Origin of the sequence: Streptomyces sp. QH1-20, assembly GCF_041283565.1 — a bacterium.
Lineage (GTDB): Bacteria > Actinomycetota > Actinomycetes > Streptomycetales > Streptomycetaceae > Streptomyces > Streptomyces syringius.
The window spans coordinates 6,999,347-7,021,050 of record NZ_CP166299.1 but is presented as its reverse complement, the minus strand read 5'-3'; the positions used below and the strand labels follow the sequence as shown (position 1 = coordinate 7,021,050).

General features: G+C 73.0%; 22 protein-coding genes and 1 pseudogene. 15 read left to right on the top strand and 8 right to left on the bottom strand.

Features of this window, described 5'->3' with window-relative positions; genetic code table 11:
* The gene (locus tag AB8O64_RS31655; RefSeq protein WP_370422959.1) at positions 1–921 is read right to left on the bottom strand and encodes an SDR family oxidoreductase; all 921 of its coding nucleotides are present in this window, start codon (positions 919–921) and stop codon (positions 1–3) included.
* A gap of 1 nt (position 922) precedes the next feature.
* Positions 923–1,723: an SDR family oxidoreductase gene (locus AB8O64_RS31650; protein ID WP_370422957.1), complete on the bottom strand. Its 801-nt coding sequence runs from the start codon at positions 1,721–1,723 to the stop codon at positions 923–925.
* Between the two features lie 82 nt (positions 1,724–1,805).
* Between AB8O64_RS31650 and AB8O64_RS31645 the strand changes: the two genes are divergently transcribed.
* Genes AB8O64_RS31645 through AB8O64_RS31630 form a run of 4 tightly spaced genes read left to right on the top strand, consistent with a single transcriptional unit; the run spans position 1,806 to position 5,282 of the window.
* Complete coding sequence (locus tag AB8O64_RS31645) at positions 1,806–2,603, top strand: enoyl-CoA hydratase family protein (RefSeq protein ID WP_370422956.1); 798 nt, start codon at positions 1,806–1,808, stop codon at positions 2,601–2,603.
* 14 nt (positions 2,604–2,617) lie between these two features.
* Positions 2,618–3,466, top strand: a complete 849-nt coding sequence (locus AB8O64_RS31640) for a CoA transferase subunit A (protein WP_370424032.1) — start codon at positions 2,618–2,620, stop codon at positions 3,464–3,466.
* Positions 3,463–4,227, top strand: coding sequence for a CoA-transferase subunit beta (locus tag AB8O64_RS31635; protein WP_370422954.1), 765 nt, complete (start codon positions 3,463–3,465; stop codon positions 4,225–4,227). The genes AB8O64_RS31640 and AB8O64_RS31635 overlap by 4 nt, the downstream gene beginning before the upstream one ends.
* Positions 4,224–5,282, top strand: a complete 1,059-nt coding sequence (locus AB8O64_RS31630; RefSeq protein ID WP_370422952.1) for an NAD(P)H-dependent flavin oxidoreductase — start codon at positions 4,224–4,226, stop codon at positions 5,280–5,282. Before AB8O64_RS31635 ends, AB8O64_RS31630 begins: the two co-directional genes overlap by 4 nt.
* Here AB8O64_RS31630 and AB8O64_RS31625 read toward each other — a convergent pair.
* The 3 genes from AB8O64_RS31625 to AB8O64_RS31615 are packed head-to-tail and all read right to left on the bottom strand — an operon-like array spanning position 5,266 to position 7,921.
* The gene (locus AB8O64_RS31625; protein ID WP_370422951.1) at positions 5,266–6,423 is read right to left on the bottom strand and encodes an acetyl-CoA C-acetyltransferase; all 1,158 of its coding nucleotides are present in this window, start codon (positions 6,421–6,423) and stop codon (positions 5,266–5,268) included. The genes AB8O64_RS31630 and AB8O64_RS31625 overlap by 17 nt on opposite strands.
* A 35-nt stretch (positions 6,424–6,458) precedes the next feature.
* Positions 6,459–7,082, bottom strand: coding sequence for a TetR/AcrR family transcriptional regulator (locus AB8O64_RS31620; RefSeq protein WP_356451881.1), 624 nt, complete (start codon positions 7,080–7,082; stop codon positions 6,459–6,461).
* A gap of 14 nt (positions 7,083–7,096) precedes the next feature.
* Positions 7,097–7,921: an SDR family oxidoreductase gene (locus tag AB8O64_RS31615; RefSeq protein WP_370422949.1), complete on the bottom strand. Its 825-nt coding sequence runs from the start codon at positions 7,919–7,921 to the stop codon at positions 7,097–7,099.
* 46 nt (positions 7,922–7,967) lie between these two features.
* Between AB8O64_RS31615 and AB8O64_RS31610 the strand changes: the two genes are divergently transcribed.
* The 4 genes from AB8O64_RS31610 to AB8O64_RS31595 all read left to right on the top strand — a co-directional run bounded on the left by AB8O64_RS31610 (position 7,968) and on the right by AB8O64_RS31595 (position 11,815).
* The gene (locus tag AB8O64_RS31610; protein WP_370422947.1) at positions 7,968–8,906 is read left to right on the top strand and encodes an enoyl-CoA hydratase; all 939 of its coding nucleotides are present in this window, start codon (positions 7,968–7,970) and stop codon (positions 8,904–8,906) included.
* The gene (locus AB8O64_RS31605; RefSeq protein ID WP_370422945.1) at positions 8,906–10,081 is read left to right on the top strand and encodes an acyl-CoA dehydrogenase family protein; all 1,176 of its coding nucleotides are present in this window, start codon (positions 8,906–8,908) and stop codon (positions 10,079–10,081) included. The genes AB8O64_RS31610 and AB8O64_RS31605 overlap by 1 nt, the downstream gene beginning before the upstream one ends.
* On the top strand, positions 10,078–11,085 hold the full coding sequence (locus tag AB8O64_RS31600; protein WP_370422944.1) for an acyl-CoA dehydrogenase family protein: 1,008 nt from the start codon (positions 10,078–10,080) through the stop codon (positions 11,083–11,085). Before AB8O64_RS31605 ends, AB8O64_RS31600 begins: the two co-directional genes overlap by 4 nt.
* A 175-nt stretch (positions 11,086–11,260) precedes the next feature.
* On the top strand, positions 11,261–11,815 hold the full coding sequence (locus tag AB8O64_RS31595) for a MarR family winged helix-turn-helix transcriptional regulator (protein ID WP_370424031.1): 555 nt from the start codon (positions 11,261–11,263) through the stop codon (positions 11,813–11,815).
* Between the two features lie 25 nt (positions 11,816–11,840).
* Here the strand turns inward: AB8O64_RS31595 and AB8O64_RS31590 are convergent, their stop codons facing one another.
* On the bottom strand, positions 11,841–12,410 hold the full coding sequence (locus tag AB8O64_RS31590) for a GNAT family N-acetyltransferase (protein WP_370422942.1): 570 nt from the start codon (positions 12,408–12,410) through the stop codon (positions 11,841–11,843).
* A 222-nt stretch (positions 12,411–12,632) separates the two neighbouring features.
* Here AB8O64_RS31590 and AB8O64_RS31585 point away from each other — a divergent pair, with 222 nt between their 5' ends.
* The 7 genes and pseudogenes from AB8O64_RS31585 to AB8O64_RS31555 all read left to right on the top strand — a co-directional run.
* Positions 12,633–13,394 carry an SCO2525 family SAM-dependent methyltransferase gene (locus AB8O64_RS31585; protein WP_370422940.1) on the top strand — a complete coding sequence of 254 codons (762 nt, stop codon included), beginning with the start codon at positions 12,633–12,635 and terminating at the stop codon, positions 13,392–13,394.
* A gap of 67 nt (positions 13,395–13,461) precedes the next feature.
* The gene (locus AB8O64_RS31580) at positions 13,462–15,318 is read left to right on the top strand and encodes an SCO2524 family protein (protein ID WP_370422939.1); all 1,857 of its coding nucleotides are present in this window, start codon (positions 13,462–13,464) and stop codon (positions 15,316–15,318) included.
* 4 nt (positions 15,319–15,322) lie between these two features.
* The gene (locus AB8O64_RS31575) at positions 15,323–16,240 is read left to right on the top strand and encodes an SCO2523 family variant P-loop protein (RefSeq protein WP_370422937.1); all 918 of its coding nucleotides are present in this window, start codon (positions 15,323–15,325) and stop codon (positions 16,238–16,240) included.
* Entirely contained in the window at positions 16,237–17,202 is a 966-nt protein-coding gene (locus AB8O64_RS31570; protein WP_370424030.1) for an SCO2522 family protein, read from the top strand. Before AB8O64_RS31575 ends, AB8O64_RS31570 begins: the two co-directional genes overlap by 4 nt.
* A complete protein-coding gene (locus tag AB8O64_RS31565) occupies positions 17,199–18,173 on the top strand; it encodes an SCO2521 family protein (RefSeq protein WP_370422936.1) in 975 nt (324 codons plus the stop codon). Before AB8O64_RS31570 ends, AB8O64_RS31565 begins: the two co-directional genes overlap by 4 nt.
* A gap of 51 nt (positions 18,174–18,224) precedes the next feature.
* On the top strand, positions 18,225–19,145 hold the full coding sequence (locus AB8O64_RS31560) for a hypothetical protein (RefSeq protein WP_370422935.1): 921 nt from the start codon (positions 18,225–18,227) through the stop codon (positions 19,143–19,145).
* Between the two features lie 198 nt (positions 19,146–19,343).
* Positions 19,344–19,580: pseudogene (locus tag AB8O64_RS31555) on the top strand (heavy metal translocating P-type ATPase); the annotation flags it as partial.
* A 20-nt stretch (positions 19,581–19,600) separates the two neighbouring features.
* On the opposite strand, the gene AB8O64_RS31550 reads toward AB8O64_RS31555, so the two are convergent.
* Complete coding sequence (locus AB8O64_RS31550; protein ID WP_370422933.1) at positions 19,601–20,149, bottom strand: hypothetical protein; 549 nt, start codon at positions 20,147–20,149, stop codon at positions 19,601–19,603.
* A complete protein-coding gene (locus AB8O64_RS31545) occupies positions 20,146–21,654 on the bottom strand; it encodes an ATP-binding protein (RefSeq protein WP_370422932.1) in 1,509 nt (502 codons plus the stop codon). The genes AB8O64_RS31550 and AB8O64_RS31545 overlap by 4 nt, the downstream gene beginning before the upstream one ends.
* Positions 21,655–21,704: the final 50 nt, after the last annotated feature.

The following is a 21,704-nucleotide window of genomic DNA, read 5'->3' as shown; positions in this document are numbered from 1 at the left end:
TCAGTCGCCGGACGGGGCGGCCCCGTACACCCCTCCCGGCTCCCGCAGCCCCGGCAGCAGCTCCCGTACCGCGCCGCCCGCCTCGGCCGGTGTCCAGCGATGGCCCTTGTCGGCCGTGGGGCCGGGGTGCCAGCCCTCCATCACGGTGATCCGGCCGCCCTCGGCCTCGAAGACCTCGCCGCTGACGCCGACGGAGTCCGCCGAGGCGAGCCACACCACCAGCGGGGAGACGTTCTCGGGGGCCATGGCGTCGAATCCGGTCGGCGGCGCGGCCATGGCGTCGGCGAACGTCCGCTCGGTCATGCGGGTGCGGGCGGCGGGGGCGACGGCGTTGACCTGGACGCCGTAGCGGGCCAGTTCGGCGGCGGCGACGAGGGTGAGGGCCACGATCCCGGCCTTGGCGGCGGCGTAGTTGCCCTGTCCCACGCTGCCCAGCAGCCCCGCGCCGGAGGTGGTGTTGACGACGCGTGCCCGGCGGGCGCGGCCCGCCCTGGCCTCGGCGCGCCAGTACCCGGCCGCGTGCTTGAGCGGCAGGAAATGGCCCTTGAGGTGCACGCGCAGGACCGCGTCCCAGTCGTCCTCGTCGAGGTTGACGAGCATCCGGTCGCGCAGGAACCCGGCGTTGTTGACGAGCGCGTCGAGGCGACCGTAGGTGTCGAGGGCCGTGGCGAGGAGCGAGGCGGCGCCCTCGGGGGTGGCGATGTCGCCGCTGTGCGCGACGGCTTCGCCGCCGCGGGCGCGGATCTCCTCGACGACGTGCTGGGCGGGGTCCGCCGAGCCGCCCTCCCCGCCGGGCCCGACGCCGAGGTCGTTGACGACGACCCGGGCGCCTTCGGCGGCGAGCGCGAGGGCGTGCGCGCGGCCGAGACCGCGGCCGGCGCCGGTGACGGCGGCGACGCGGCCCGCGCAGATTCCGGTCATCTCAGGGCTCCTCGAAGGACGTGGCCGAAGGGTGGGCACGAGCCGCGGCCAGGAACGCCGGGCGTTCGCCGCCGCCGTGGAGGACGAGACTCGCGCCGGTGATGTAGGACGCGCGGTCGGAGGCGAGGAAGACCACGGCGTCGCCGATCTCGTCGGGTTCGGCGAGACGGCCCGCCGGGACGGTGCGGGCGACGGCGGCGACGCCCGCCGTGTCGCCGTAGTGCAGATGGGCCGACTCCGTGCGGACCATGCCGAGGACGAGGGTGTTGACGCGTACGGCCGGTGCCCACTCCACCGCCATCGTGCGGGCGAGGTGTTCCAGCCCGGCCTTGGCGGCGCCGTAGGCCGCCGTGCCCGGTGACGGGCGGGTGCCGCTCACGCTCCCGATCATCAGGACGCAGCCGCCGTGCGGCTGTCGGCGCATCACCCGGTGGGCGGCGAGCGAGACGGTCAGCGGCGCGGTGAGGTTGAGTTCGAGTACGCGCGCGTGGCGCTCGGCGTCCGCGTCGTCGAGCAGCCGGAAGGGCGCGCCACCGGCGTTGTTGACCAGCAGGTCCAGTCGGCCGGAGGCCGACGCCAGCTCGTCGAACAGGGCCTGTACGGCGGCCGGTCGGCGTACGTCCACCGGCCTGAAGCAAGCGGTCCGCCCGTCGGCCGTGACCGGCTCGTCCGGCGGGCGGCGGGCGCAGACCACCACCCGTGCCCCGGCGCGCAGCAGCGCCCGTGCGATGCCCGCGCCGACGCCGCGCGTTCCGCCGGTGACGACGGCGACGCGTCCGTCCAGGTCGAGCGCTCCACTCATCCCGTACCACCTCCCGCGCCGGACGATCCGCTGCTACCTTCGCCCCTAACAAACGTTTGGTGGAAAGGTAGCTGATCCACTGATGGGTGTCTCCACCTCCCGCCCCGAAGCGGGCATCGCCGTCGTCACCGTGGACTTCCCGCCCGTCAACGCCGTTCCGGTGCGCGGCTGGTACGAGCTGGCCGAGGCCGTGCGCGCGGCGGGCGCCGACCCCGCCGTCCGCTGCGTCGTGCTGACCGCCGCCGGGCGCGGCTTCAACGCGGGGGTCGACCTCAAGGAGATCCAGCGCGGGCCGGGCCACCGGGCGCTGATCGGCGCCAACCGGGGCTGCGCCGCCGCGTTCTCGGCCGTGTACGACTGCGAGGTGCCGGTCGTCGCCGCCGTGCGGGGCTTCTGCCTCGGCGGCGGGATCGGGCTCGTCGGCAACGCCGACGCCGTCGTCGCCGCCGAGGACGCCACCTTCGGCCTGCCCGAGCTGGACCGGGGCGCGCTCGGCGCCGCCACCCATCTCGCCCGGCTCGTGCCCCAGCATCTGCTGCGCACCCTGTACTACACCTCGCGCACCGTCACCGCGCGGGAGCTGCACCGGCACGGTTCGGTGTGGCGCATCGTGCCGCCCGGCGAACTCCTGTCGGCGGCCCTGGAGCTGGCGGGCGAGATCGCGGCCAAGGACGGCTCGCTGATCCGTCTCGCCAAGGCCGCGCTCAACGGCATCGACCCGGTCGACGTCCACCGCGGCTACCGCTTCGAGCAGGGCTTCACCTTCGAGGCCGCGCTCACCGGCGTGGCCGACCGGCATCGCGAGGCCTTCGTCTCCGGGAGAACCCGGCCGCCCCGACTGCCGGGGACATCCGTGCCGGACCCCCAGGAGGAGCCGTGACCGTCGGAAAGCTGATGACAGCCGACGAGGCCGTCGGCCGGCTGGAGAGCGGCATGACCGTCGGCATCGGCGGCTGGGGCTCACGGCGCAAGCCGATGGCGCTCGTACGGGCCCTGCTGCGTTCGGATCTGAGGGACCTCACGGTGGTGTCCTACGGCGGCCCCGACGTGGGCCTGCTGGCGGCGGCGGGGCGGATCGCCAAGCTCGTGACCGCCTTCGTCACGCTCGACTCCGTCCCCCTCGAACCGCACTTCCGGGCCGCCCGGCAGAGCGGCCGCCTGGAGCTGACGGAGCTGGACGAGGCGATGCTGATGTGGGGGCTGACGGCCGCCGCGCACCGGCTGCCCTTCCTGCCCGTCCGGGCCGGTCTCGGCTCCGACGTCATGACGGTCAACCCCCACCTGCGGACGGTCGTCTCGCCGTACGCGGACGGGGAGGAGCTCGTCGCCGTGCCCGCGCTGACCCTGGACGCGGCCCTGGTCCACCTCAACCGGGCGGACGCGCGGGGCAACGCCCAGTACCTGGGCCCCGATCCCTACTTCGACGATCTCTTCTGCGAGGCCGCCCGCGAGGCCTACGTCTCCTGCGAACAGGTCGTGGACAGCGCCGATTTCGCGCCCGCGGGCGGCCCGCAGACCCTGCTGATCGCGCGGCACTGCGTCACCGGGGTGGTCGAGGCGCCGGGAGGGGCGCACTTCACCTCCTGCGCCCCGGACTACGACCGGGACGAGGCGTTCCAGGCCGCGTACGCCAAGGCCGCGGCCGACCCCGCGGCGTGGCGCGAGTTCGCGGGCCGCTTCCTGTCCGGCGACGAGGACGACTACCGGGCCGCCGTCGCGGCCTTCACCGGGGAGGGCGCGTGAGCGAGGACGCGGGCGTGACCCGTGCCGAGTACTGCGTGATCGCCTGCGCGGAGGCGTGGCGCGGCGCCGGGGAGATCCTGGCCGCCCCGATGGGACTCGTCCCGACGGCCGGCGCGCGGCTCGCGAAGCTCACCTTCTCCCCCGGCCTGCTGCTGACCGACGGCGAGGCGACGCTGATGGGTGACGTGCCCGCGCTGGGCGCGGCGTCGCGGGTGAGCGAGGGGTGGCTGCCCTACCGCCGGCACCTGGCGCTGGTCACCGGCGGCAGCCGGCACGTGATGATGGGCGCGAGCCAACTGGACCGGCACGGCAACCAGAACATCTCCTGCATCGGCGACTGGAAGCGGCCCGACCGCCAGCTCCTCGGGGTGCGCGGCGCGCCCGTCAACACCCTCAACAACCCCACCAGTTACTGGATCCCCCGGCACTCCCCCCGGGTGCTGGTCGATCGGGTCGACATGGTGTGCGGCGTCGGCTACGACCGGGCGGCGTCGGCCGGGCCCTCCGCGACCCGCTTCCACCACATCCCCCGCGTGGTCACCGATCTGGCCGTGCTCGACTTCGAGACCCCGGACCGCACGATGCGCGTGCGCTCCCTGCACCCCGGGGTCACGCCCGCCGAGCTGCGGGCGGCGACCGGCTTCCCCCTCACCGTCCCCGACGACGTGCCGCGCACCCGGGAGCCGACCCCCCGGGAACTGCGTCTGCTCCGCGAGGTCGTCGACCCGGCCGGACTGCGCGAGCGGGAGGTGCCCCGATGAGGACTCCGCTCACCGACCTGACCGGGGTCCGCCACCCCCTCGTACAGACCGGCATGGGCTGGGTCGCGGGCCCGCGCCTCGTCGCGGCGACGGCGAACGCGGGGGCGCTCGGCATCCTGGGCTCCGCGACCATGACGCCCGACCGGCTCAGGGAGGCGGTCCGCGAGGTGCGCCTGCGCACCGACCGCCCGTTCGGCGTCAACCTCCGCGCGGACGCGGGGGACGCGGAGGAACGAGTGCGGATCATCATCGGCGAGGGCGTGAAGGTCGCCTCCTTCGCGCTCGCCCCCTCCCGCGATCTGATCGCCCGTCTCAAGGACGCCGGGATCGTCGTCCTGCCGTCCGTGGGCGCGCGGCGGCACGCGGAGAAGGTCGCGGCGTGGGGCGCTGACGCGGTCGTGGTGCAGGGGGGCGAGGGCGGCGGCCACACCGGGGGCGTCGCGACCACGGTCCTGCTGCCGCAGGTGGTCGACGCGGTGGACATCCCGGTCGTCGCGGCGGGCGGCTTCCACGACGGCCGGGGCCTGGTCGCCGCCCTCGCCTTCGGGGCGGCGGGGGTGGCGATGGGGACCCGGTTCCTGCTCACGGCCGACAGCACGGTCCCGGCGGCGGTGAAGGCCGCCTACCTCGCCGCGTCCGTCCAGGACGTCACGGTCACCACGAAGGTCGACGGCCTCCCCCACCGCATGCTGCGCACGCCGTTCGTCGACGCGCTGGAGCGCTCGGGCCGGGCCCGGGCCCTGCTGCGGGCGGTGCGGCACGCGGCGTCCTTCCGCGCGGTCTCCGGGCTGACCTGGCGCCGGATGGTGCGCGACGGGCTGGCGATGCGGCACGGCAGGGACCTCACCTGGAGCCAGGTGCTGCTGGCCGCGAACACCCCGATGCTGCTCAAGGCCGCCATGGTGGACGGCCGTACGGACCTCGGGGTGATGGCCTCGGGGCAGGTCGCGGGCCTCGTCGAGGACCTGCCGTCCTGCGCGGAGCTGGTGGAGCGCGTGATGCGGGAGGCCCACGAGACGCTCGCGGGCCTCCCGCCGGTCACAGCCGCTCGATGATCGTGACGTTCGCCTGGCCGCCGCCCTCGCACATCACCTGGAGGCCGTAGCGCCCGCCCGTGCGCTCCAGTTCGTGCAGCAGGGTGGTCATCAGCTTGACGCCGGTGGCGCCCAGGGGGTGTCCGAGGGCGATCGCGCCGCCGTTGACATTGACCCGGTCCGGGTCGGCGCCCGTCTCGTGCTGCCAGGCCAGGACCACGGGGGCGAACGCCTCGTTGATCTCCACCAGGTCGAGGTCGGCCATCGCGAGGCCGGTCTTCTTCAGCGCGTGCGCGGTGGCGGGGATGGGCGCGGACAGCATCCGGATCGGGTCCTCGCCCCGCACCGAGAGGTGGTGGATCCGGGCGCGCGGGGTCAGCCCGTGGTCGCGCACGGCGCGCTCGCTCGCGAGGAGCATGGCCGCCGCACCGTCGGAGACCTGTGAGGAGAGGGCCGCGGTCAGCCGTCCGCCGGGCATCACGGGCGCGAGGGCCGCCATCTTCTCCCGTGTGGTGTCACGGCGCGGCCCCTCGTCGGTGCGCACCTCGCCGTAGGGGACGAGTTCGCGGTCGAAGCGGCCCTCGTCGATGGCCCGCACCGCCCGCCGGTGCGAGCGGAGGGCGAAGTCCTCCATGGCCGGGCGGGTGATGCCCCACCGCTCGGCGATCAGCTCGGCGCCGTGGAACTGGCTGACGGGCCGGTCGCCGTAGCGCTCCCGCCAGCCGCGCGACCCGGCGAACGGCCCCTCCGTCATTCCCAGGGGCTCGGTGGCCCGGCGGGTGGCGTAGCCGATGGGGATCTGCGACATGTTCTGCGTGCCGCCCGCGACGACCAGGTCCTGGGTGCCGGAGAGCACGGCCTGGGCGGCGAAGTGGACGGCCTGCTGGGAGGAGCCGCACTGCCGGTCGACGGTGACGCCGGGCACCTCCTCCGGGAGCCCGGCGGCCAGCCAGCTGGTCCGGGCGATGTCACCGGCCTGCGGACCGACCGCGTCGAGACAGCCGAAGACGACGTCCTCGACGGCGCCCGGGTCCACGCCCGTACGCTCCATCAGCGCCGTGAGCACGTGCGCTCCGAGGTCGGCGGGGTGGACGGACGCGAGCGCGCCGTTCCGTTTGCCGACGGGGGTGCGTACCGCTCCGACGATGTACGCCTCGGCCATGGCTGCTCCTTCGACAGATGATGCCCGTACGGGCCCTATGCGGCCGGTTCCCTCCCGGCGATGCCGTCCAGCACCATCGACAGGTACTGACGGGCGATCTCCTCCGGGCTGTGCGCCCCGCCCGGCCGGTACCAGGACGCGGCGACCCACACGGTGTCGCGCACGAAGCGGTAGGCGAGCCGGATGTCGAGGTCGGCGCGGAAGGATCCGTCGGCCACGCCGCGCTCCAGCGTGCCCAGCCAGGCCTTCTCGAACTTCCGCTGCGAGTCCACGAGATAGCCGAAGCGGGGCTGGGTGACCAGGTGCCGGGACTCCTTCTGGTAGATGGCGACGGCGGCGCGGTGCCGGTCGATCTCCCGGAAGGACTCGGTGACGAGGGCCTCGATGGTCTCCCGGGGGCCGAGACCGGCGTCGAGCACGGCGTCGTAGCCGGTCCACAGCTCGTCCAGGAAGCCGGAGAGGATCTCGTCGAGCATCGACTCCTTGGAGTCGAAGTGGTAGTAGAGGCTGCCCGCGAGGAGTCCCGCCTCGTCGGCGATCCGGCGGACGGTGGTGGCGTTGTAGCCCTGCGTGGCGAACACCTCGGCAGCGGTCGCGAGGAGCTCGCGGCGCCGCTCGGGGGCGGGGTTCGCGGTGGTCTTCCTGCTGTTCGTCGGCACTCTCTCATTGTCGGTCACGCGCGCTGGCTGCTGACGGAGACCGTCTCGCCGGTCATGTACGAGGAGTAGCCGCTGGCGAGGAAGACGATCACATTGGCGATCTCCCAGGGCTCGGCGTAACGCCCGAACGCCTCGCGCCCGGTCAGCTCGGTGAGCAGTTCGGGGGTGGTGACCTTCGCCAGGTGCGGGTGCATGGCCAGGCTCGGGGAGACGGCGTTGACGCGCACGCCATAGGCCGCGGCTTCCACGGCGGCGCAGCGGGTGAGGGCCATGACGCCGGCTTTGGCGGCGGCGTAGTGGGCCTGGCCGCGCTGGGCCCGCCAGCCGACGACGGAGGCGTTGTTGACGACGACCCCGCCGCCGGTGCCGTGGCGCAGCCGGCGCAGGGCGGCGCGGGTGCACCGGAAGGTGCCGGTGAGGGTGGTGTCGACGACCTTGTCCCACTGCTCGTCGGTCATGTCCACCAGATCGGCGGTGCCGCCGAGCCCGGCGTTGTTGACGACGACGTCGAGGCCGCCGTGCCGCTCCTCGGCGAGGTCGAACAGGGCGGCGACCTGTGTCTCGTCGGTGACGTCGCAGGTCAGCCCGGCGACGGAGCGGGCGCCGAACTCGTCGGCGAGCGTCGCGACGCACCCCCGCAGCCGGCGCGCGTGGGCGTCGCCGAGCACGACGCGGGCGCCTTCCTCGAGGAAGCGGCGGGCGGTGGCGCCGCCGATGCCGGCGCCGGCGGCGGCGGTGATGACGGCGGTGCGGCCGGCCAGCAGATCGTGACCGGGGAGATAGGGCGGCGGTCCCGCGGGGCGGGCGGCGGGCGCCACGGACTCCTCGACGCTGCTCATGGCCGTACGTTAACCTACCAAACACTTGTTAGGGAAGGAGTGGCGGATGGCCCCCGACCATGACCCCGGCCACCACCTGGATCGGGACTTGGAGCCCGACGACGAGTCGCCGGGCCCGGTGGTGCGCTACGCGCGGCGGGGCCCGGTCGCGACCGTCACCATGAACCGGCCGGAGTACCGCAACGCCCAGAATTCCGCGATGACCTACGCCCTGGACGACGCCTTCGCCGCGGCCGCCGCCGACGACGGGGTCAAGGTCGTCGTCCTCGCCGGGGCGGGCCGGCACTTCTCCGCGGGCCATGACATCGGCTCCCCGGGGCGCGACGCCGACCTCCCCTTCGCCCGCCGGGCGGGGCTGTGGTGGGACCACTGCGACAAGGCGGGCGCGGAGCGCCGCTTCGCCCGCGAGTCGGAGGTCTATCTGGGCATGTGCCGCCGCTGGCGCGAGCTGCCGAAGCCGATGATCGCATCCGTCCAAGGGGCCTGTGTGGCGGGCGGGTTGATGCTGGCCTGGGTGTGCGATCTCATCGTGGCGAGCGAGGACGCCTTCTTCGCTGACCCGGTCGTCCGGATGGGCATCCCCGGCGTCGAGTACTTCGCCCACCCGTGGGTGATGCCGCCCCGGGTCGCGAAGGAGTTCCTCTTCACCGGCGACCGGATGAGCGCACGGCGGGCGCATGAGGTGGGGATGGTCAACCGCGTGGTGCCCCGCGAGCAACTCACCGGGGGCACCCGCGAGTTGGCCGAGCGGGTGGCGGAGATGCCGCGCATGGGTCTGGCCCTGGCCAAGCGGGCCGTCAACCAGGCCGAGGACCTCCAGGGGCTGCACAGCGGTCTGGACGCGGTGTTCGGCCTCCATCACCTCGCGCACGCGCACAACGCGGAGACCGCCGCCGATCCGCTCGGCGGGATGGACGTCGCCGCGATGAAGGCACGGGCGGACACCCCCGCGCAGCCGGAGGGGCAAGGGGGGACCCAGCGCTGATGGATCTGGACTTCACGCCCGCCGAGGACGCCTTCCGCCACGAGGCGCGCGACTGGCTGGCGGCCCATGTGCCCCACGCGCCCCTGCGCTCGCTGGAGACCGCGGAGGGGTTCGCCGAGCACCGGGCCTGGGAGCGGACGCTGTTCGCCGGTCACTGGTCGGCGGTGTCCTGGCCTCTGGCGTACGGCGGCCGGGACCGCTCGCTGCTGGAGTGGCTGGTCTTCGAGGAGGAGTACTACGCGGCCGGCGCGCCCGCCCGGGTCGCCCAGAACGGCATCCACCTCCTCGCCCCCACCCTCTTCGAGCACGGCAGTGACGAGCAGCGCGCCCGCGTCCTGCCCGCCATGGCGAGCGGGGCGACGATCTGGGCGCAGGCCTGGTCCGAGCCGGAGGCCGGGTCCGACCTCGCCTCCTTACGGTCCGTCGGGGAGCGCACGGCGGGTGGCTGGCTGCTCAGGGGGCAGAAGACGTGGTCCTCGCGGGCTGCCTTCGCCGACCGCGCGTTCGGCCTGTTCCGCACCCACCCCGACGCGGACCGGCCGCACCGGGGGCTCACGTATGTGATGTTCCCGCTCGACGCGGACGGGGTGACCGTGCGGCCCGTGCGGCGCCTCGACGGCAAGCCCGCCTTCGCGGAACTCTTCCTCGACGATGTCTTCGTGCCCGACGCGGACGTCATCGGCGAGCCCGGGCGGGGCTGGTCCGTCGCCATGAGCACGGCCGGGAACGAACGGGGGCTGACCCTGCGCAGCCCCGGCCGCTTCACCGCCGCCGCGCGCCGGCTCGTCGGGCTGTGGCGGGACCGCGCCGACGCCGGCGACACGGCCCTGCGGGACCGGGTCGCCGACGCCGTGATCCGGGCCCGCGCCTACCAGCTGTCCGCCTACGCGGACGCCACGCGCCCGGCCACAGGCGGCGCGCCGGGCGCGAGGTCCAGCCTCACCAAGGTGTTCTGGTCCGAGCTGGATCTCGCCCTCCATGAAACGGCCCTCGACCTGCTCGGTCCGTACGGCGAGCTGGCCGACGGCGCGGCGGACGCGCCCGCGCGGGGCGCCTGGGCGGACGGCTACACGTTCTCCCTGGCCGGGCCCATCTACGCGGGCACCAACGAGATCCAGCGGGACATCATCGCCGAGCGGCTGCTCGGGCTGCCGAGGGGGACGCGCCGCGCATGAGGTTCCTGCTGGACGCCGAACAGAGTGCCTTCGGCCGCACCCTCGACCGGATGCTGGGCGCCGCCGACACCCCGGCGGTCGTGAGGGCCTGGGCGGGCGGCGACCACGGACCGGGGCTCGCGTTGTGGGAGCGGCTCGCGGACGCGGGGGTCTTCGCCGTCGCCGTGCCCCGCGCCTACGACGGGCTGGGGCCGCTGCCCGTCGAGGTGGGCCTCGCCTTTGTGGAGTTGGGCCGCCACGCCGTGCCCGGGCCGCTGGTCGAGACGGTCACCGCCGTGGCTCTGCTGTCCCGGCTCGCCGAGCGCGGCGAGCCGGCGCCCGCCGAGGAGTGGCTGCCCCGGATCGGCGCCGGAAAGGCGAGGGTGACGGTGGCTCTGGCGGCGGGTGGCCCGTACGCGCTGGACGCGGACGCCGCCGACGCGACGTTCGTGGTGACGGGCGACGTGTTGCGGCTCGCCACCGGCCACGGTCCGGTGCAGCCCTCGCTCGACCCCGCGCGGCGGCTGTCGCGCCCGCTCACCGGCGGAACGCCGCTCGCGGGCGGCCCCGCGGTGCGGGACGCGGCCGCGTACGCCGCCGACCGGGCCGCGTTCGCGACCGCCGCGCAGGCGCTCGGGGTCGGGCTGGCACTGCTGGAGCGCACGGTCGCGTACGCCAAGGCGCGCACCCAGTTCGGGGCGGCCATCGGCTCGTTCCAGGCGGTCAAGCACCGGCTGGCCGACGCGCTGCTCGGGCTGGAGTTCGCCCGGCCGCTGCTCCACGGCGCCGCCGTGGCCCTCGCGTCCGGGGCGCCGGGCGCGCCGGCCGAGATCGCCGCGGCCAAGGTCGCCGCCTGCGACGCGGCGTACGCGGCCGCCCGTACCGCCCTGCAGGTGCACGGTGCGATCGGCTACACCGCCGAGTGCGATGTGTGCCTGTGGCTCGGCAAGGCCCGGGCGCTGCGGTCGGCGTGGGGCACCCCGGCGGCCTGCCGGGCCCGCGCGCTGGAGCTGTTCGACGGGTAGGGGACGGCAGGTGGCGCGCGGGCGCGTGCGGACGGGACGGCCCGGCGCGTGAACCGCGCGCGTCGTGGCCTCCTTCGGCGCGTCGCCCGCGAGGCGGCAGAATCACTCTCCAGTGCACCGACCGGAGAGGATCGACACCGTGGGCCATGACGCCGGGGACGACGCCGGGACCGCCGTGAGCGCGGGGAGCGCCGGGAGCGGCAAGGGCGGCAGGGGCGACGGGGACGCCGAGGACATCGTCGCGCGTGTGCTGCGCCAGTGGCAGCAGGTCCACCCCGGGCTCGACACCGCGCCGATGGCCGTGATCGGCAGGCTGAACCGCTGTGCCGCGCTGCTCCAGCAGGCCACCGACGCCCCGCTGGCGAGCGAGGGACTGACGCGGGGGGAGTTCGACATCCTCGGTACGCTGCGGCGCACCGGCCGGGAGCTGACGCCCGGCCAGATCGCGCGGGAGACCTTCGCCTCGGGTGCCGCGGTCACCAAGCGGCTGCGGGTGCTCGAAGGGCGCGGACTCGTCGCCCGCCGAGCCGACGACCGGGACCGGCGGGTCGCCCATCTGTCCCTCACCGAGCCCGGCGGCGCGCTCATCGACCGGCTGGTCCCGCATCAGGTCGCCTACGAGGGCGCCCTGCTGGCCGGGCTCGGTGAGGAGCGCCAGGGCCGGCTCGCGGAGACCCTCGCCGAGCTCCTCGTCCTTCTCGAAGGGCGGATCGGCGGGCTCCAGCCCTGAGCCACGCCCCTCGGGCCGGCGGGGATCAGCGCAGGAGCAGCGACATGAGGAGCCGGTCCTCGTCGGGGCCGAAGTAGTCGTCCCGCCGCCCGGCCTCGGTGAAGCCGAAGGAGCGGTAGAGCCGTATCGCGGCGTGGTTGGCCGGCTCGACGCTCAGCCGCACCTCGCCGACGCCGTGGTCGGTGAGCCTGGCGAGCCCGGCCCGCAGCAGCCGTCTGCCGTGCCCGTGGCCGCGCTCGGCCGGCTCGACGCCGAGGCCGAGTATCCAGGCGTCCTTGCCACCGGGCACGACACCGGCCAGCACATAGCCGACGAGCCGGGGACCGCCGGGCGCGATCCCTTTCCCGGGCCCCTCACCGCGCCCCTCGGCTCCAGGGCCCTCCAGAACGAGTAAGTGCTCACGGTGCACGTCGAAGAGCTGACGCATGACGAAGAACGGATAGGCGGCGCCCTGGAATACCGCGCGGTCCAGCCGCAGCAGTTGCGGAAGGTCACCTTCTGCGACTTCCCGGACTCCGGGGGCATAACGCTCGCCGGTGCGGGGTGCCGCGGTGCGGCACGAGGTGTGGTCGCTGTCGTCGGACAGGGGATTCATCGCGCTCCCTTCGTGGGCCGATGCCACGACTATTGATCCTTTCGGGTGAAGAGCGAGATCCCCCGTCATTCGATCACAGGTCCGGGCACACCACGGTCAATGGCGTAAGCCCCACCCCTACCCAACCCCGGCTGCCGGTGTACCCGTCGGTGCGGGTTCTGTCCAGTACGCGCCCGCTCCCACCGGGGTGTCACCGCACCCCCCAAGCGCTACCATCGACAGATGGATCTCACGTCCGCGGGATACACCAAGGGGCTCAATCGAGAAGCCCCCTGGGACTCATTCGACTCCCGGGCTTACCACCAGCACAACTACGCCTTCCTCCGGAAGGAAGACCAAGAGATCATCGAGGCCGTTCGCGACTACTTCTGCGAGCATTTCCGGAAGCATCCCGACCGGCCCGATTCCGGTATCGATGTCGGGGCCGGCACCAATCTGTATCCCGCGTTGTCCCTCCTGCCGTGGTGCTCGAATATCACGCTGTACGAGCACTCCGTGGAGAATGTGCTGTGGCTGGAGCGGGAGGTCGCCGCGTTCTCCGCCAACTGGGGCGCCTTCTGGGAGGTGTTCACCGAGCGGCCGGAGTACCGGGCCGTCAGCGACCCCCGGGGGGCCGTCGCGTCGGCCGCGGCCGTCGGCAAGGGGGACCTGTTCGACCTGCCCCGCGAGCGGTGGGGCATCGGCACGATGTTCTTCGTGGCCGAGTCGATGTCCACCGCCTACCGGGAGTTCGAGGGGGCGGTGGCGGCGTTCGCCCGGGCGCTGACCCCGCGCGCGCCCTTCGCCGCCGCGTTCATGGAGAACTCACAGGGGTACCAGGTCGGCGATCTCCTCTTCCCGGCGTGCGGCGTCGACGCCAAGGACGTCCGCGGCGCCCTCGCGCCGTTCGCCGAAGATCTGCGGATCAGCCGGGTAGGACTGCCCGAGGATCCCATTCGCTCGGGTTATACGGGAATGATTCTGGCCTGCGGACGGCGCGTATAGAACCGGCGGATCAGCATCCGGTTCCACCACGGCGGGGCAGCGGGGAAAAGGGGCAGGGGTACGGGGGATGCGTATACAACCACGCCAGCACATGCTGGAGATCTGGCGGGCCGTAGCCCGGCAGTCGTTCCCTCACGGCGTGTGGCGCCCGGACGATACCGATGGTGATTCGAGCAGCGTCGAGGACGCCGAGCGACTGCTCTGTCTGATGTATCCGGCGACGGAATTACCGGCGTTCAGACTGGACGCGCCGGACGAAACGGCGGCGGACGTCCTGGCCGCCCTGCAGCGGGTCGGCAACAACATCGACATTCCGCGGAAGTTGATCGGCGCCATAACGGATTTCACCCGGACACACACGGACGAGGCATCGGTTCCGAGTTTCGCGGGCGGCCGGTATTTCTCCGCCGTCGATCCCGCCGCCGAACTCACCCCGGAGCAGCGCGCGCTCGGAGTCGTCGATTCCTACTCCATGTCGATCACCCTGTCGCTGGCGACGCTGGGTTTCCTGAAGGTCCTGACCCGGAAGGTGCACCGCAAGGACGTCCAGGAAATGGCCGAAAAGCTGGAGGCCGCCACCCGCACCCGGCTCTCGGCCGCCATGGTGAGCCTGCTGCGCAGCTTCACGGTGAACCTCTTCGACGCCGAATCCCCGCAGGGCCGCGCGGTGTGCGCGCTGGTGAACCAGGACGGGCTGTCGAACCGCCTGGTCGTGCACCAGCTCCAGCAGCGCCTCAAGCCGCTGCGCGCCTCCATCCGGGAGTACATCACCCTGGGTCTCAATGTGGTCGGCGATCTGGACAACGACAATCTCCTCCTGGAGTGCGGCTGGTCGTGGGGGCTCGTGCAGGACGCCCCGCCGGTCGACACCACGGAGCCGGTCGGGACGCAGCCCAAGGGGCTGGCGCACCAGGTGCCGTATCTGTACTTCACGGTCGTGGCCCTCGACGGCATCGCCGATCTGTTCTCCGAGCGCACCCTCACCCTCGGGCTGCTCAACGACGAGCAGCAGCGGCTGGCGGAGGCGCTGCGGCTGCGCTGGGAGATCACCCAGCAGTACTGGTCGATGGTGGCCCGGTTCGGTGAGGAACGCTGGCCGCTGGAGGACATCCCCTGGCGGGCGACCGCGCGGGTGCAGGAATCGGAGTACTTCAGTCTCTCGGTCGCCGCCATCCTCGTGCAGGATCTGGTGCGCCGACGGGCCACGGACGACGATCTGACGCGCACCGTCGCGGTGATGGAGGAGCTCGCGGTCCGCGCCAAGATCACCCGGCGGATGACCGACGGGGATCCGGCCATCGCCCTGCACCACCCCGGGGTGCGGCTGCCGCTGCTGGGCAGCGAGAGCATCGGGCCGCCCATGCAGTGGACCATGACGGATTTCTCGGCCCAGTTGCTCAAGCGCACCATTCAACTGTGCGCCCTGTCGCGGAACATAGAGTCCCACGACCGGCTGCTGCGGCTCGCCGAGCAGATTCTGGACCACCTCTGGAAGCGCCGTATCCCCTCGGGCCCGGGCGCCAATCTCTGGGACAACATCCGCGCGGTCTATCCGCAGTCGACGCAGACCGGCACCCCGCTGTCGTGGAGCATGACCGAGCGCACGGTGGAGTGCATGGTGGCGGCCGCGGGGCTGTACGAACAGCCGCCGATCCGCAGCCGCACGCTCAATGACATCGCCACGGCGCTGCTCAGCGAGGCGTCCCATCTCTTCGGCAAGGAGATGATGGAACCCGCGCCGGCCCTGGAGGAGTCCGTGCGCAATGACCTCAGCGACCAGTTGACGGTCGCCGAGGGGAAGCTCCGGCGCGCCCGTCAGATCGTCGACGACCGGCCCGGCACCGCCTGCACCCTGGCCCTGCAGGTCCTCGGCCAGTTGGACGAGATCGCGCTCGGCCGACGCGCGGCGTCGAGGGGGGTGTAGAGGGGTGCTGGTCTTCGCCGCCTCGGACAAGGGCGGCACCGGGCGCTCGGTGACGAGCGCGAACATCGCCTATCGCCGAGCGCTCGGCGGCGACGACGTGTGCTACCTCGACTTCGACTTCGGCTCGCCCACGGCCGCCGCCGTCTTCGACGTGCCGGGAGCGCTGCGGGGCGTCGAGGCGGGCGGTCTGCACTCCTATCTGCAGGGGACGGCGGTCGAGCCGCACCGGGTGGATGTGTGGGCCGAGTCCGAACACGATGTGCTGCGCTCGCGCCCCACCGGCGCCGGCCAGCTGGTGCTGGTCCCCGGCGACCGCAGCGGCGGCGAGTTCACCACGAACCCGGCCACCGTGCGCCGTTGCGCGGAGCTCTTCCTGCGGCTGGAGGAGGAGTTCGACATCATCCTGGTCGATCTCAGCGCGGGCCGCTCCTACGCCGTCGACATGGTGCTGGAGGCGACCGCGCGGGAGGAGCTCAGCGATCTGCGGGTGCGCTGGCTGGTCTTCCACCGGTGGACGCGGCAGCACATCATCGCCGCCCACGGCCTGGTGTTCGGCGAGCGCGGGGTGGTGGCCGGCGGCGTCACGCGAGGGCACGAGGCGGACCGGCTGCGCAGCGCCATCCGCTTCGTCCGGGCAGCCGTGCCCGACCCGGAGTCGGCGCTGTTCGCGCATGTGCCACCGCCCCAGGCGGCATGGCTGCGCAAGTGCGACCAGGATCTCAAGGAGCTGGCGGCCCGGCTGGACATCGGCGTGACGAAGGTGCTGGGCAGTGTGCCGCTGGAGCCGGTGCTCCAGTGGCGCGAGCAGTTGATCACCGACGAGGACGTGCTCACCAGCCGAGTGGCGAACGTCCGCACCCGTGATGCCTTGAAACGGCTGGCGGAGGCGCTGTCCGGCGAGAAGGCATGGGAGCCGCTGTGATGGAGACGACCTTCCGGGAGGAGAGCGCGGATCCGCGTACCCAGTCCCTGCCGCTGTCCCATCTGTCCGTGGAGCTGGGCCATCTCTATATGGAGGACTTCGCGGCGGGGCCCGGGCGGCTACGGGAGCAGTTCACACGGGTGAAGCCGTGGGCGGACGCCGCGCGGCTGTCCGTGGCGGGTGCGGCCGGGGCCCGGCGGCCCCGGGTGAGTACGTGCTTTCTGGTCGACGACTACTTCACCCGTTTCTCCTCGCCCGCCGAGTTGGTGCCGATGCTGCTGGCGGAGGCGGAGGCGTGCGGTCTGACCATCGACTATCTGGCGCGTGAGGCGGGATGCGCGGGGGCCGACGGCATGGAGCTGGCCTCACTGGTGGAGGGCAGGCTGGTCGAGTCACCGCCGGTGGGGAGCAACGGCTCCCGCCCGGCGGTGCGGGAGATCGGCTGGCTCTGCAACGGCGAACGGACCCCGGCCGCCGGCGGGGAGGCGATGAGCGGAGCCACCGGCTGGGCCGCGCCCGTCGAGACCGGGGCGCGCCGGCATTCGGTGTTCATGGACGTGGAGCTGTGGGACGACGGGGACCGGGGCCGTACGTGGTCGTGCCCGTTCCTGGCCGCCGTCTGGCAGCTGTTACGGCTGGGGCTGTTACGCCGCGAGGGGCGGCCGGTGTTACAGGTCGTTCCCTGGGGCGGTGAGCGCGGTGCCTTCCCCCGCGACTGGGACGATCTGCCGCCGCTGGTGCAGCTCAACCCCTCGGCCGCCCCCTTCGCCGCCTACGGAACGTTCTCCGTGCTTCCCTCGCGGTTCCTTCCGGTGGAGCACGCGGTACGGCTCGTGCTCGGCCAAGTGGCCCTGGAGGAAGCGGTATTGCGCCAGGCCGCCGAGCGGGCGGACCGCGAGGGCTTCGCCGTTCCCCCCGCGGTCGCCGACCGCGCCGCCTACGCCTTCTACGCCGAGCCATGACGGGCGGCGCGGGAGACGGGCCCGAGGCGTTCGTCTGCGGCGAGGTGCGCACCTGTCTGTTGCAGACGTCGGCGTCCCTGCCGCGCTCCGAGGCCGTGCGGCTGCTCCAGCTCCGGTCCGACGAGACGGTGCGCTTCTCGGAGCGCCCGAATCTGTACGCCGTCTCCCCCGAGGTGCTCACCGGCGTCGACTGCGCGCTGCCCGCCGCCACCGGCAGCCGGGTACGGGCGGTGGGCACGGTGCGGGCGCGGGCGGTGCTCACCGAGGGGCGGGTGCTCCAGGCGACGGCCCGGCTGTCCGCGCCGGCCTCGGGCGCCGACCGGCGGTTGCCGTGGGGGCACTATCTCGTACGCCCCGGCGTCGTCCAGCCGCTCGGGCGGTTGTCGGTGCCCGATGTGGCGGCGGGTTTCCTCGGCGCCCGGCCGGCCGCGCCGGACCGGCACGCGGCCGCCACGGTGGATCTGGGGGCGATCGCCGAGCGGCTGCTCGCGCGCGTCCTCGGGCAGCCGCTGCTGGACCGGCGCGCACCCTTCAAGTCCCGCCGCACCCGACTGCGGTGGTTCGCGGTCCACGCGGCGGCCGGGCAGGGCCCGCCCACCGCGGAGTTCACCGTCGCCGCCGACGGACTACGGACGCTGTGGATCTCCGCGGCGGGTCTCGACGCGGCGGAGATCGCCGGTTTCTGCGAGGAACTGGCCCTGCACGACTGGCTCCTGACGACGTTGATAAGGATGATCGACCGCAGTCGGCTCGGGTCGGCCGCGGGACCCGAGGCGGTGCTCGCCCTGCGGCCCGCCGTGGACCATCTGCTGCACCTGTGGATGCCCGGTGCCCGTACGGGAGCCCGGCTGGCCCCGCTGTGGGACGGCCTGGAACGGCACCCGGGCTTCACCCGTCAGTGGCGGACGCTGGTCCAGCGCATCCGCGATCAACTGGCCTTGCAGGCCATCCCGTTCAGGTGCGAGGCCTAGGGAGCACCCGAACGGCCCACTCACCGACAAGAACACCCATCGGGGGAAGACATGGAACGTACGACGAGAATCCCGCCGTTCCTTCAGAAAGCCGCGATCACCGTGATACTCGGGTGCGCCGCGTATCTGACGACCACGCTCACCGGGCAGCCGGAGATATGGCGGCTGACCATCTCCATATTCATCGGTGGCGCGTCGCTGATCGTGCAGTTCATGACGGACTTCGACCGCCGGCTGGGGGTGGTCGAGACGTCGCTGACGTCGCACAGCGAGGACATGAAGCAGCTCGTCGACGGCGGTTTCTCCCGGATCAACGAGGCGACCCGGCTGTTCGGCCTGGTGGAGGGCTCGGCGCTGCGCACCGACGCGGTCACCCAACTTGTCCGCAACGCCACGGAGATCGGTGTGGGCGGTCCGGACATCATCTACGACTTCGCACAGGCCGAGATCAGCCGGCTGGCCCAGCTGATGAAGGACCTGCACGGCGGCCAGGCCGCCTACGACGGCGAGGACCACGACTGGCTGCTGACGCTCACCCGCAGCGCGGGGGTCAGCATCGACGCCACGAGCACCGCGATGGACACCGATTTCTGGCCCACCGAGCTGGGCCGTCGCTATCTGCGGGCGCAGCGCGAGGCGATCAAGCGGGGGGTGCGGGTACGCAGGCTGTTCATCGTGGCCCACCCCGAGTTGCTTCAGGACGAGCGGATCAAGGCCGTCTGCCGCAGTCACGAGGACCTCGGTGTGGAGGTGCGGGTCGCGGCGATGTGCACCCTGCCGCCGGCGGCGATGCTGGACCCGGTCTTCGACTTCATCGTCTTCGACGGGGGTGTGAGTTACGAGGTCAGCCCGGCGCTGGGCAGTGAGCACACGCCGCGCCCCGTCGTCGCCAAGACGACCCTGGACGTGCGCGAGAGCCTGGTGACGGACCGCGTCCACCGTTTCAACGACCTGTGGGAGGCGGGACAGTGACCGCCGGCCCCGTCCCCCAGCTCGTGGCGCGCGTGAGCTGACCCCCTTCCCGCTCCCACAAGACATACCCCCGGGGGGTACCCACCGGAGTGGCGTCGACTGCTTGCCTCCGGATACACCCCGGGGGTACACATGGGCTCAGCAGATACCCCCCGGGGTATCTACAGCCCTTCCAGTGGGAGCAGCGATGACCACGACGACGTCGTCCGGGGCGATCTGCGGGTCGCTGCGGACGCGATCCGGCTGGCCCGCCGGACGCTGGGCACCATCAGGTCCAACCTCTTCTGGGCCTTCGCCTACAACGTGGCCGCGCTGCCACTGGCGGCCTCGGGGCTGCTCAACCCCATGATCGCGGGCGCCGCGATGGCCTTCTCGTCGGTCTTCGTCGTCGGCAACAGCCTGCGGCTGCGCGGGCTCCGCCCCCTGGGCCGGTAGGCCTTCGTCAGAGGAGCTCGTCAGGGCGCCGGGGAGACGGACGGGCCGGGCCGCCCGGGCTGGGGGAAGAGCGAGGCACAGACCTGGTCGGTGACGGACTTTCCGCCGCCGACCAGGCTCACTTTCACCTCGTCGGCCGGCAGCTTGCCCGGCACCCCGTTGTGGGCCGCCGTGCACACCAGCTGGTTGCGCGCGGTCCGGGTGAGCCGGGAGACGTCCGTCCCCAGCCGGATGACGACACGGTCGGTGCTGGTGATGACGTCCACACCGCCGACCTTCGGCAGCTCGGAGTAGTAGCCGCGCAGCCGCTCGGGCTCGTTGGGCCCCTTCAGCAGGAGCGGTACCGCGTCCTCCGCGCTCACCGCGTCACCGGCCGGGCGGCTCACCGGCACCACGCCCCCGGGGTAGGCGAAGTAGAGCACGGCCTGCGTCGCCGGAACGCCCGGCCGCTTGGCGCCCGTGGCGGGATAGCCCACGTCGATGACCTCGGTCGGTTCGATGCCGCAGCCCGCCAGTGCGGTGAGCAGACCGAACAGGGTCGCGGCGGCCGCCGCACGACGCATCCTCATGCTTGCCCCTCCTCGAACTCCCCGCACTCCCCGCGCCGCAGCGGCAGGTCCACGGTGAACACCGCGCCCCCATCGGGGCCGTTGGCGGCTCGTACGGTCCCGTCGTGCAGACGGACGTTCTCCAGCGTGATGGCGAGCCCGAGGCCACTGCCCTCGGAGCGGGCCCGGGCGGAGTCCGCCTTGAAGAACCGCTCGAAGACATGCGGGAGCACCTCGGGGTCGATGCCCTCGCCCCGGTCCGCGATCTCGATCAGCAGGCGCTGTCCGTCAGCCCCCTTCACCCCTTGCGTGGTCCGGACGGCGACGCTCACCGGTTCCCCACCGTGCTTGAGGGCGTTGCCGACGAGGTTGGCGACCACCACGTCGATGCGGCGCGGATCCAGCCGGGCCCGTACGCCCTCGGGCAGGTCGGCCGCGATCCTGTCCTGCCAGCCGCGGGCCTGGAGGGTCTTGCGCACGGTCTCGGAGACATCGACCTCGTCCAGGTGCAGGGCGGCGGCGCCCGCGTCGAAGCGGGAGATCTCCATCAGGTCCTCGACCATGCGGGCGAGTTTGCCGGTCTCCTCGCTGATGAGCCGGACGGCGTAGGCGGTGTCGGGGTCGAGCGTGGCGGCGTCCTCGTCCAGGACGTCGACGACGGCGGTCATCGCGGCCAGCGGAGTGCGCAGCTCGTGCGAGACGTCGGCGGCGAAGCGCCGGGAGTTGGCCTCCATGCGGCGCAGCTCGGCGACGTTCTCCTCCAGCGCCGCCGCCATGTCGTTGAACGTCCGGGAGAGGTCGGCGAGCTCGTCGCGGCCCGTCACCTTGAGCCGGGTGTCCAGCTCGCCGGCGGTGATCTGCTGGGTGGCGCGCCGCAGCTCCCGTACGGGCCGCAGCACGCCGCGCGCGGCGAACAGGGCGGGGACCACAGCCAGTGCGATGGCGGGCAGCGCCCCGTTCTGGGCGGCCTGGACCAGCGCCTGCACATTGAGCTCGTCCTCGCGCAGGGGAAGCTTCGCGTACACCTCGAGACCGGAGATCTCCCCGCCGTCACCGCTGTAGGTGACGGGCAGTCCGATGGCGAGCCACGGCTTGCCGTCGAGCTCGATGCGCTGGAAGGCCGCGATGCCCTTGTGGACCTTGGCCTGCACCCCGGCCGGGATGCCCCGGCTCCCGGTCGGCCCGGTGGGCGGGACGAGCGGTCCGTCCTGGTAGCGGGTGTGGACCATCCAGCGCTGGGCCACCCCCGCCCGGTTGAGGCCCTCGGAGAGCCGCACGAGGTCGTCGTTGCCCGGCGGGAAGGGCACTTCGGGCACCTGCGAGTTGACCTGCGCGCGCAGGGTCTCCACGGCCGTGTCCTGGGTGCGCTGGAGGATCTTGGTGCGGGCCTCGCGGAAGGTGAGCCCCGCCGTGGTGAGCGCGCTCAAGGCGGCCACCAGCAGGAACGCCACCACCAGGCGCGCCCGCAGCCCCCGGGCGAAGGTGCCCAGCGCCGGGCGTCCGAGCCGCAGGCTCCGGAACCCCATGCTCCGGAGCCGTGCGTGCCACGGGGCCGGGGGCTTCCCGGGGCTTCCCG

Coding starts and splice junctions, on each gene's coding strand:
- AB8O64_RS31655 (WP_370422959.1), bottom strand. CDS start 921: ATGACCGGAATCTGCGCGGGCCGCGTCGCCGCCGTCACCGGCGCCGGC.
- AB8O64_RS31650 (WP_370422957.1), bottom strand. CDS start 1,723: ATGAGTGGAGCGCTCGACCTGGACGGACGCGTCGCCGTCGTCACCGGC.
- AB8O64_RS31645 (WP_370422956.1), top strand. CDS start 1,806: ATGGGTGTCTCCACCTCCCGCCCCGAAGCGGGCATCGCCGTCGTCACC.
- AB8O64_RS31640 (WP_370424032.1), top strand. CDS start 2,618: ATGACAGCCGACGAGGCCGTCGGCCGGCTGGAGAGCGGCATGACCGTC.
- AB8O64_RS31630 (WP_370422952.1), top strand. CDS start 4,224: ATGAGGACTCCGCTCACCGACCTGACCGGGGTCCGCCACCCCCTCGTA.
- AB8O64_RS31625 (WP_370422951.1), bottom strand. CDS start 6,423: ATGGCCGAGGCGTACATCGTCGGAGCGGTACGCACCCCCGTCGGCAAA.
- AB8O64_RS31615 (WP_370422949.1), bottom strand. CDS start 7,921: ATGAGCAGCGTCGAGGAGTCCGTGGCGCCCGCCGCCCGCCCCGCGGGA.
- AB8O64_RS31610 (WP_370422947.1), top strand. CDS start 7,968: ATGGCCCCCGACCATGACCCCGGCCACCACCTGGATCGGGACTTGGAG.
- AB8O64_RS31605 (WP_370422945.1), top strand. CDS start 8,906: ATGGATCTGGACTTCACGCCCGCCGAGGACGCCTTCCGCCACGAGGCG.
- AB8O64_RS31600 (WP_370422944.1), top strand. CDS start 10,078: ATGAGGTTCCTGCTGGACGCCGAACAGAGTGCCTTCGGCCGCACCCTC.
- AB8O64_RS31590 (WP_370422942.1), bottom strand. CDS start 12,410: ATGAATCCCCTGTCCGACGACAGCGACCACACCTCGTGCCGCACCGCG.
- AB8O64_RS31585 (WP_370422940.1), top strand. CDS start 12,633: ATGGATCTCACGTCCGCGGGATACACCAAGGGGCTCAATCGAGAAGCC.
- AB8O64_RS31580 (WP_370422939.1), top strand. CDS start 13,462: ATGCGTATACAACCACGCCAGCACATGCTGGAGATCTGGCGGGCCGTA.
- AB8O64_RS31565 (WP_370422936.1), top strand. CDS start 17,199: ATGACGGGCGGCGCGGGAGACGGGCCCGAGGCGTTCGTCTGCGGCGAG.
- AB8O64_RS31560 (WP_370422935.1), top strand. CDS start 18,225: ATGGAACGTACGACGAGAATCCCGCCGTTCCTTCAGAAAGCCGCGATC.
- AB8O64_RS31550 (WP_370422933.1), bottom strand. CDS start 20,149: ATGAGGATGCGTCGTGCGGCGGCCGCCGCGACCCTGTTCGGTCTGCTC.
- AB8O64_RS31545 (WP_370422932.1), bottom strand. CDS start 21,654: ATGGGGTTCCGGAGCCTGCGGCTCGGACGCCCGGCGCTGGGCACCTTC.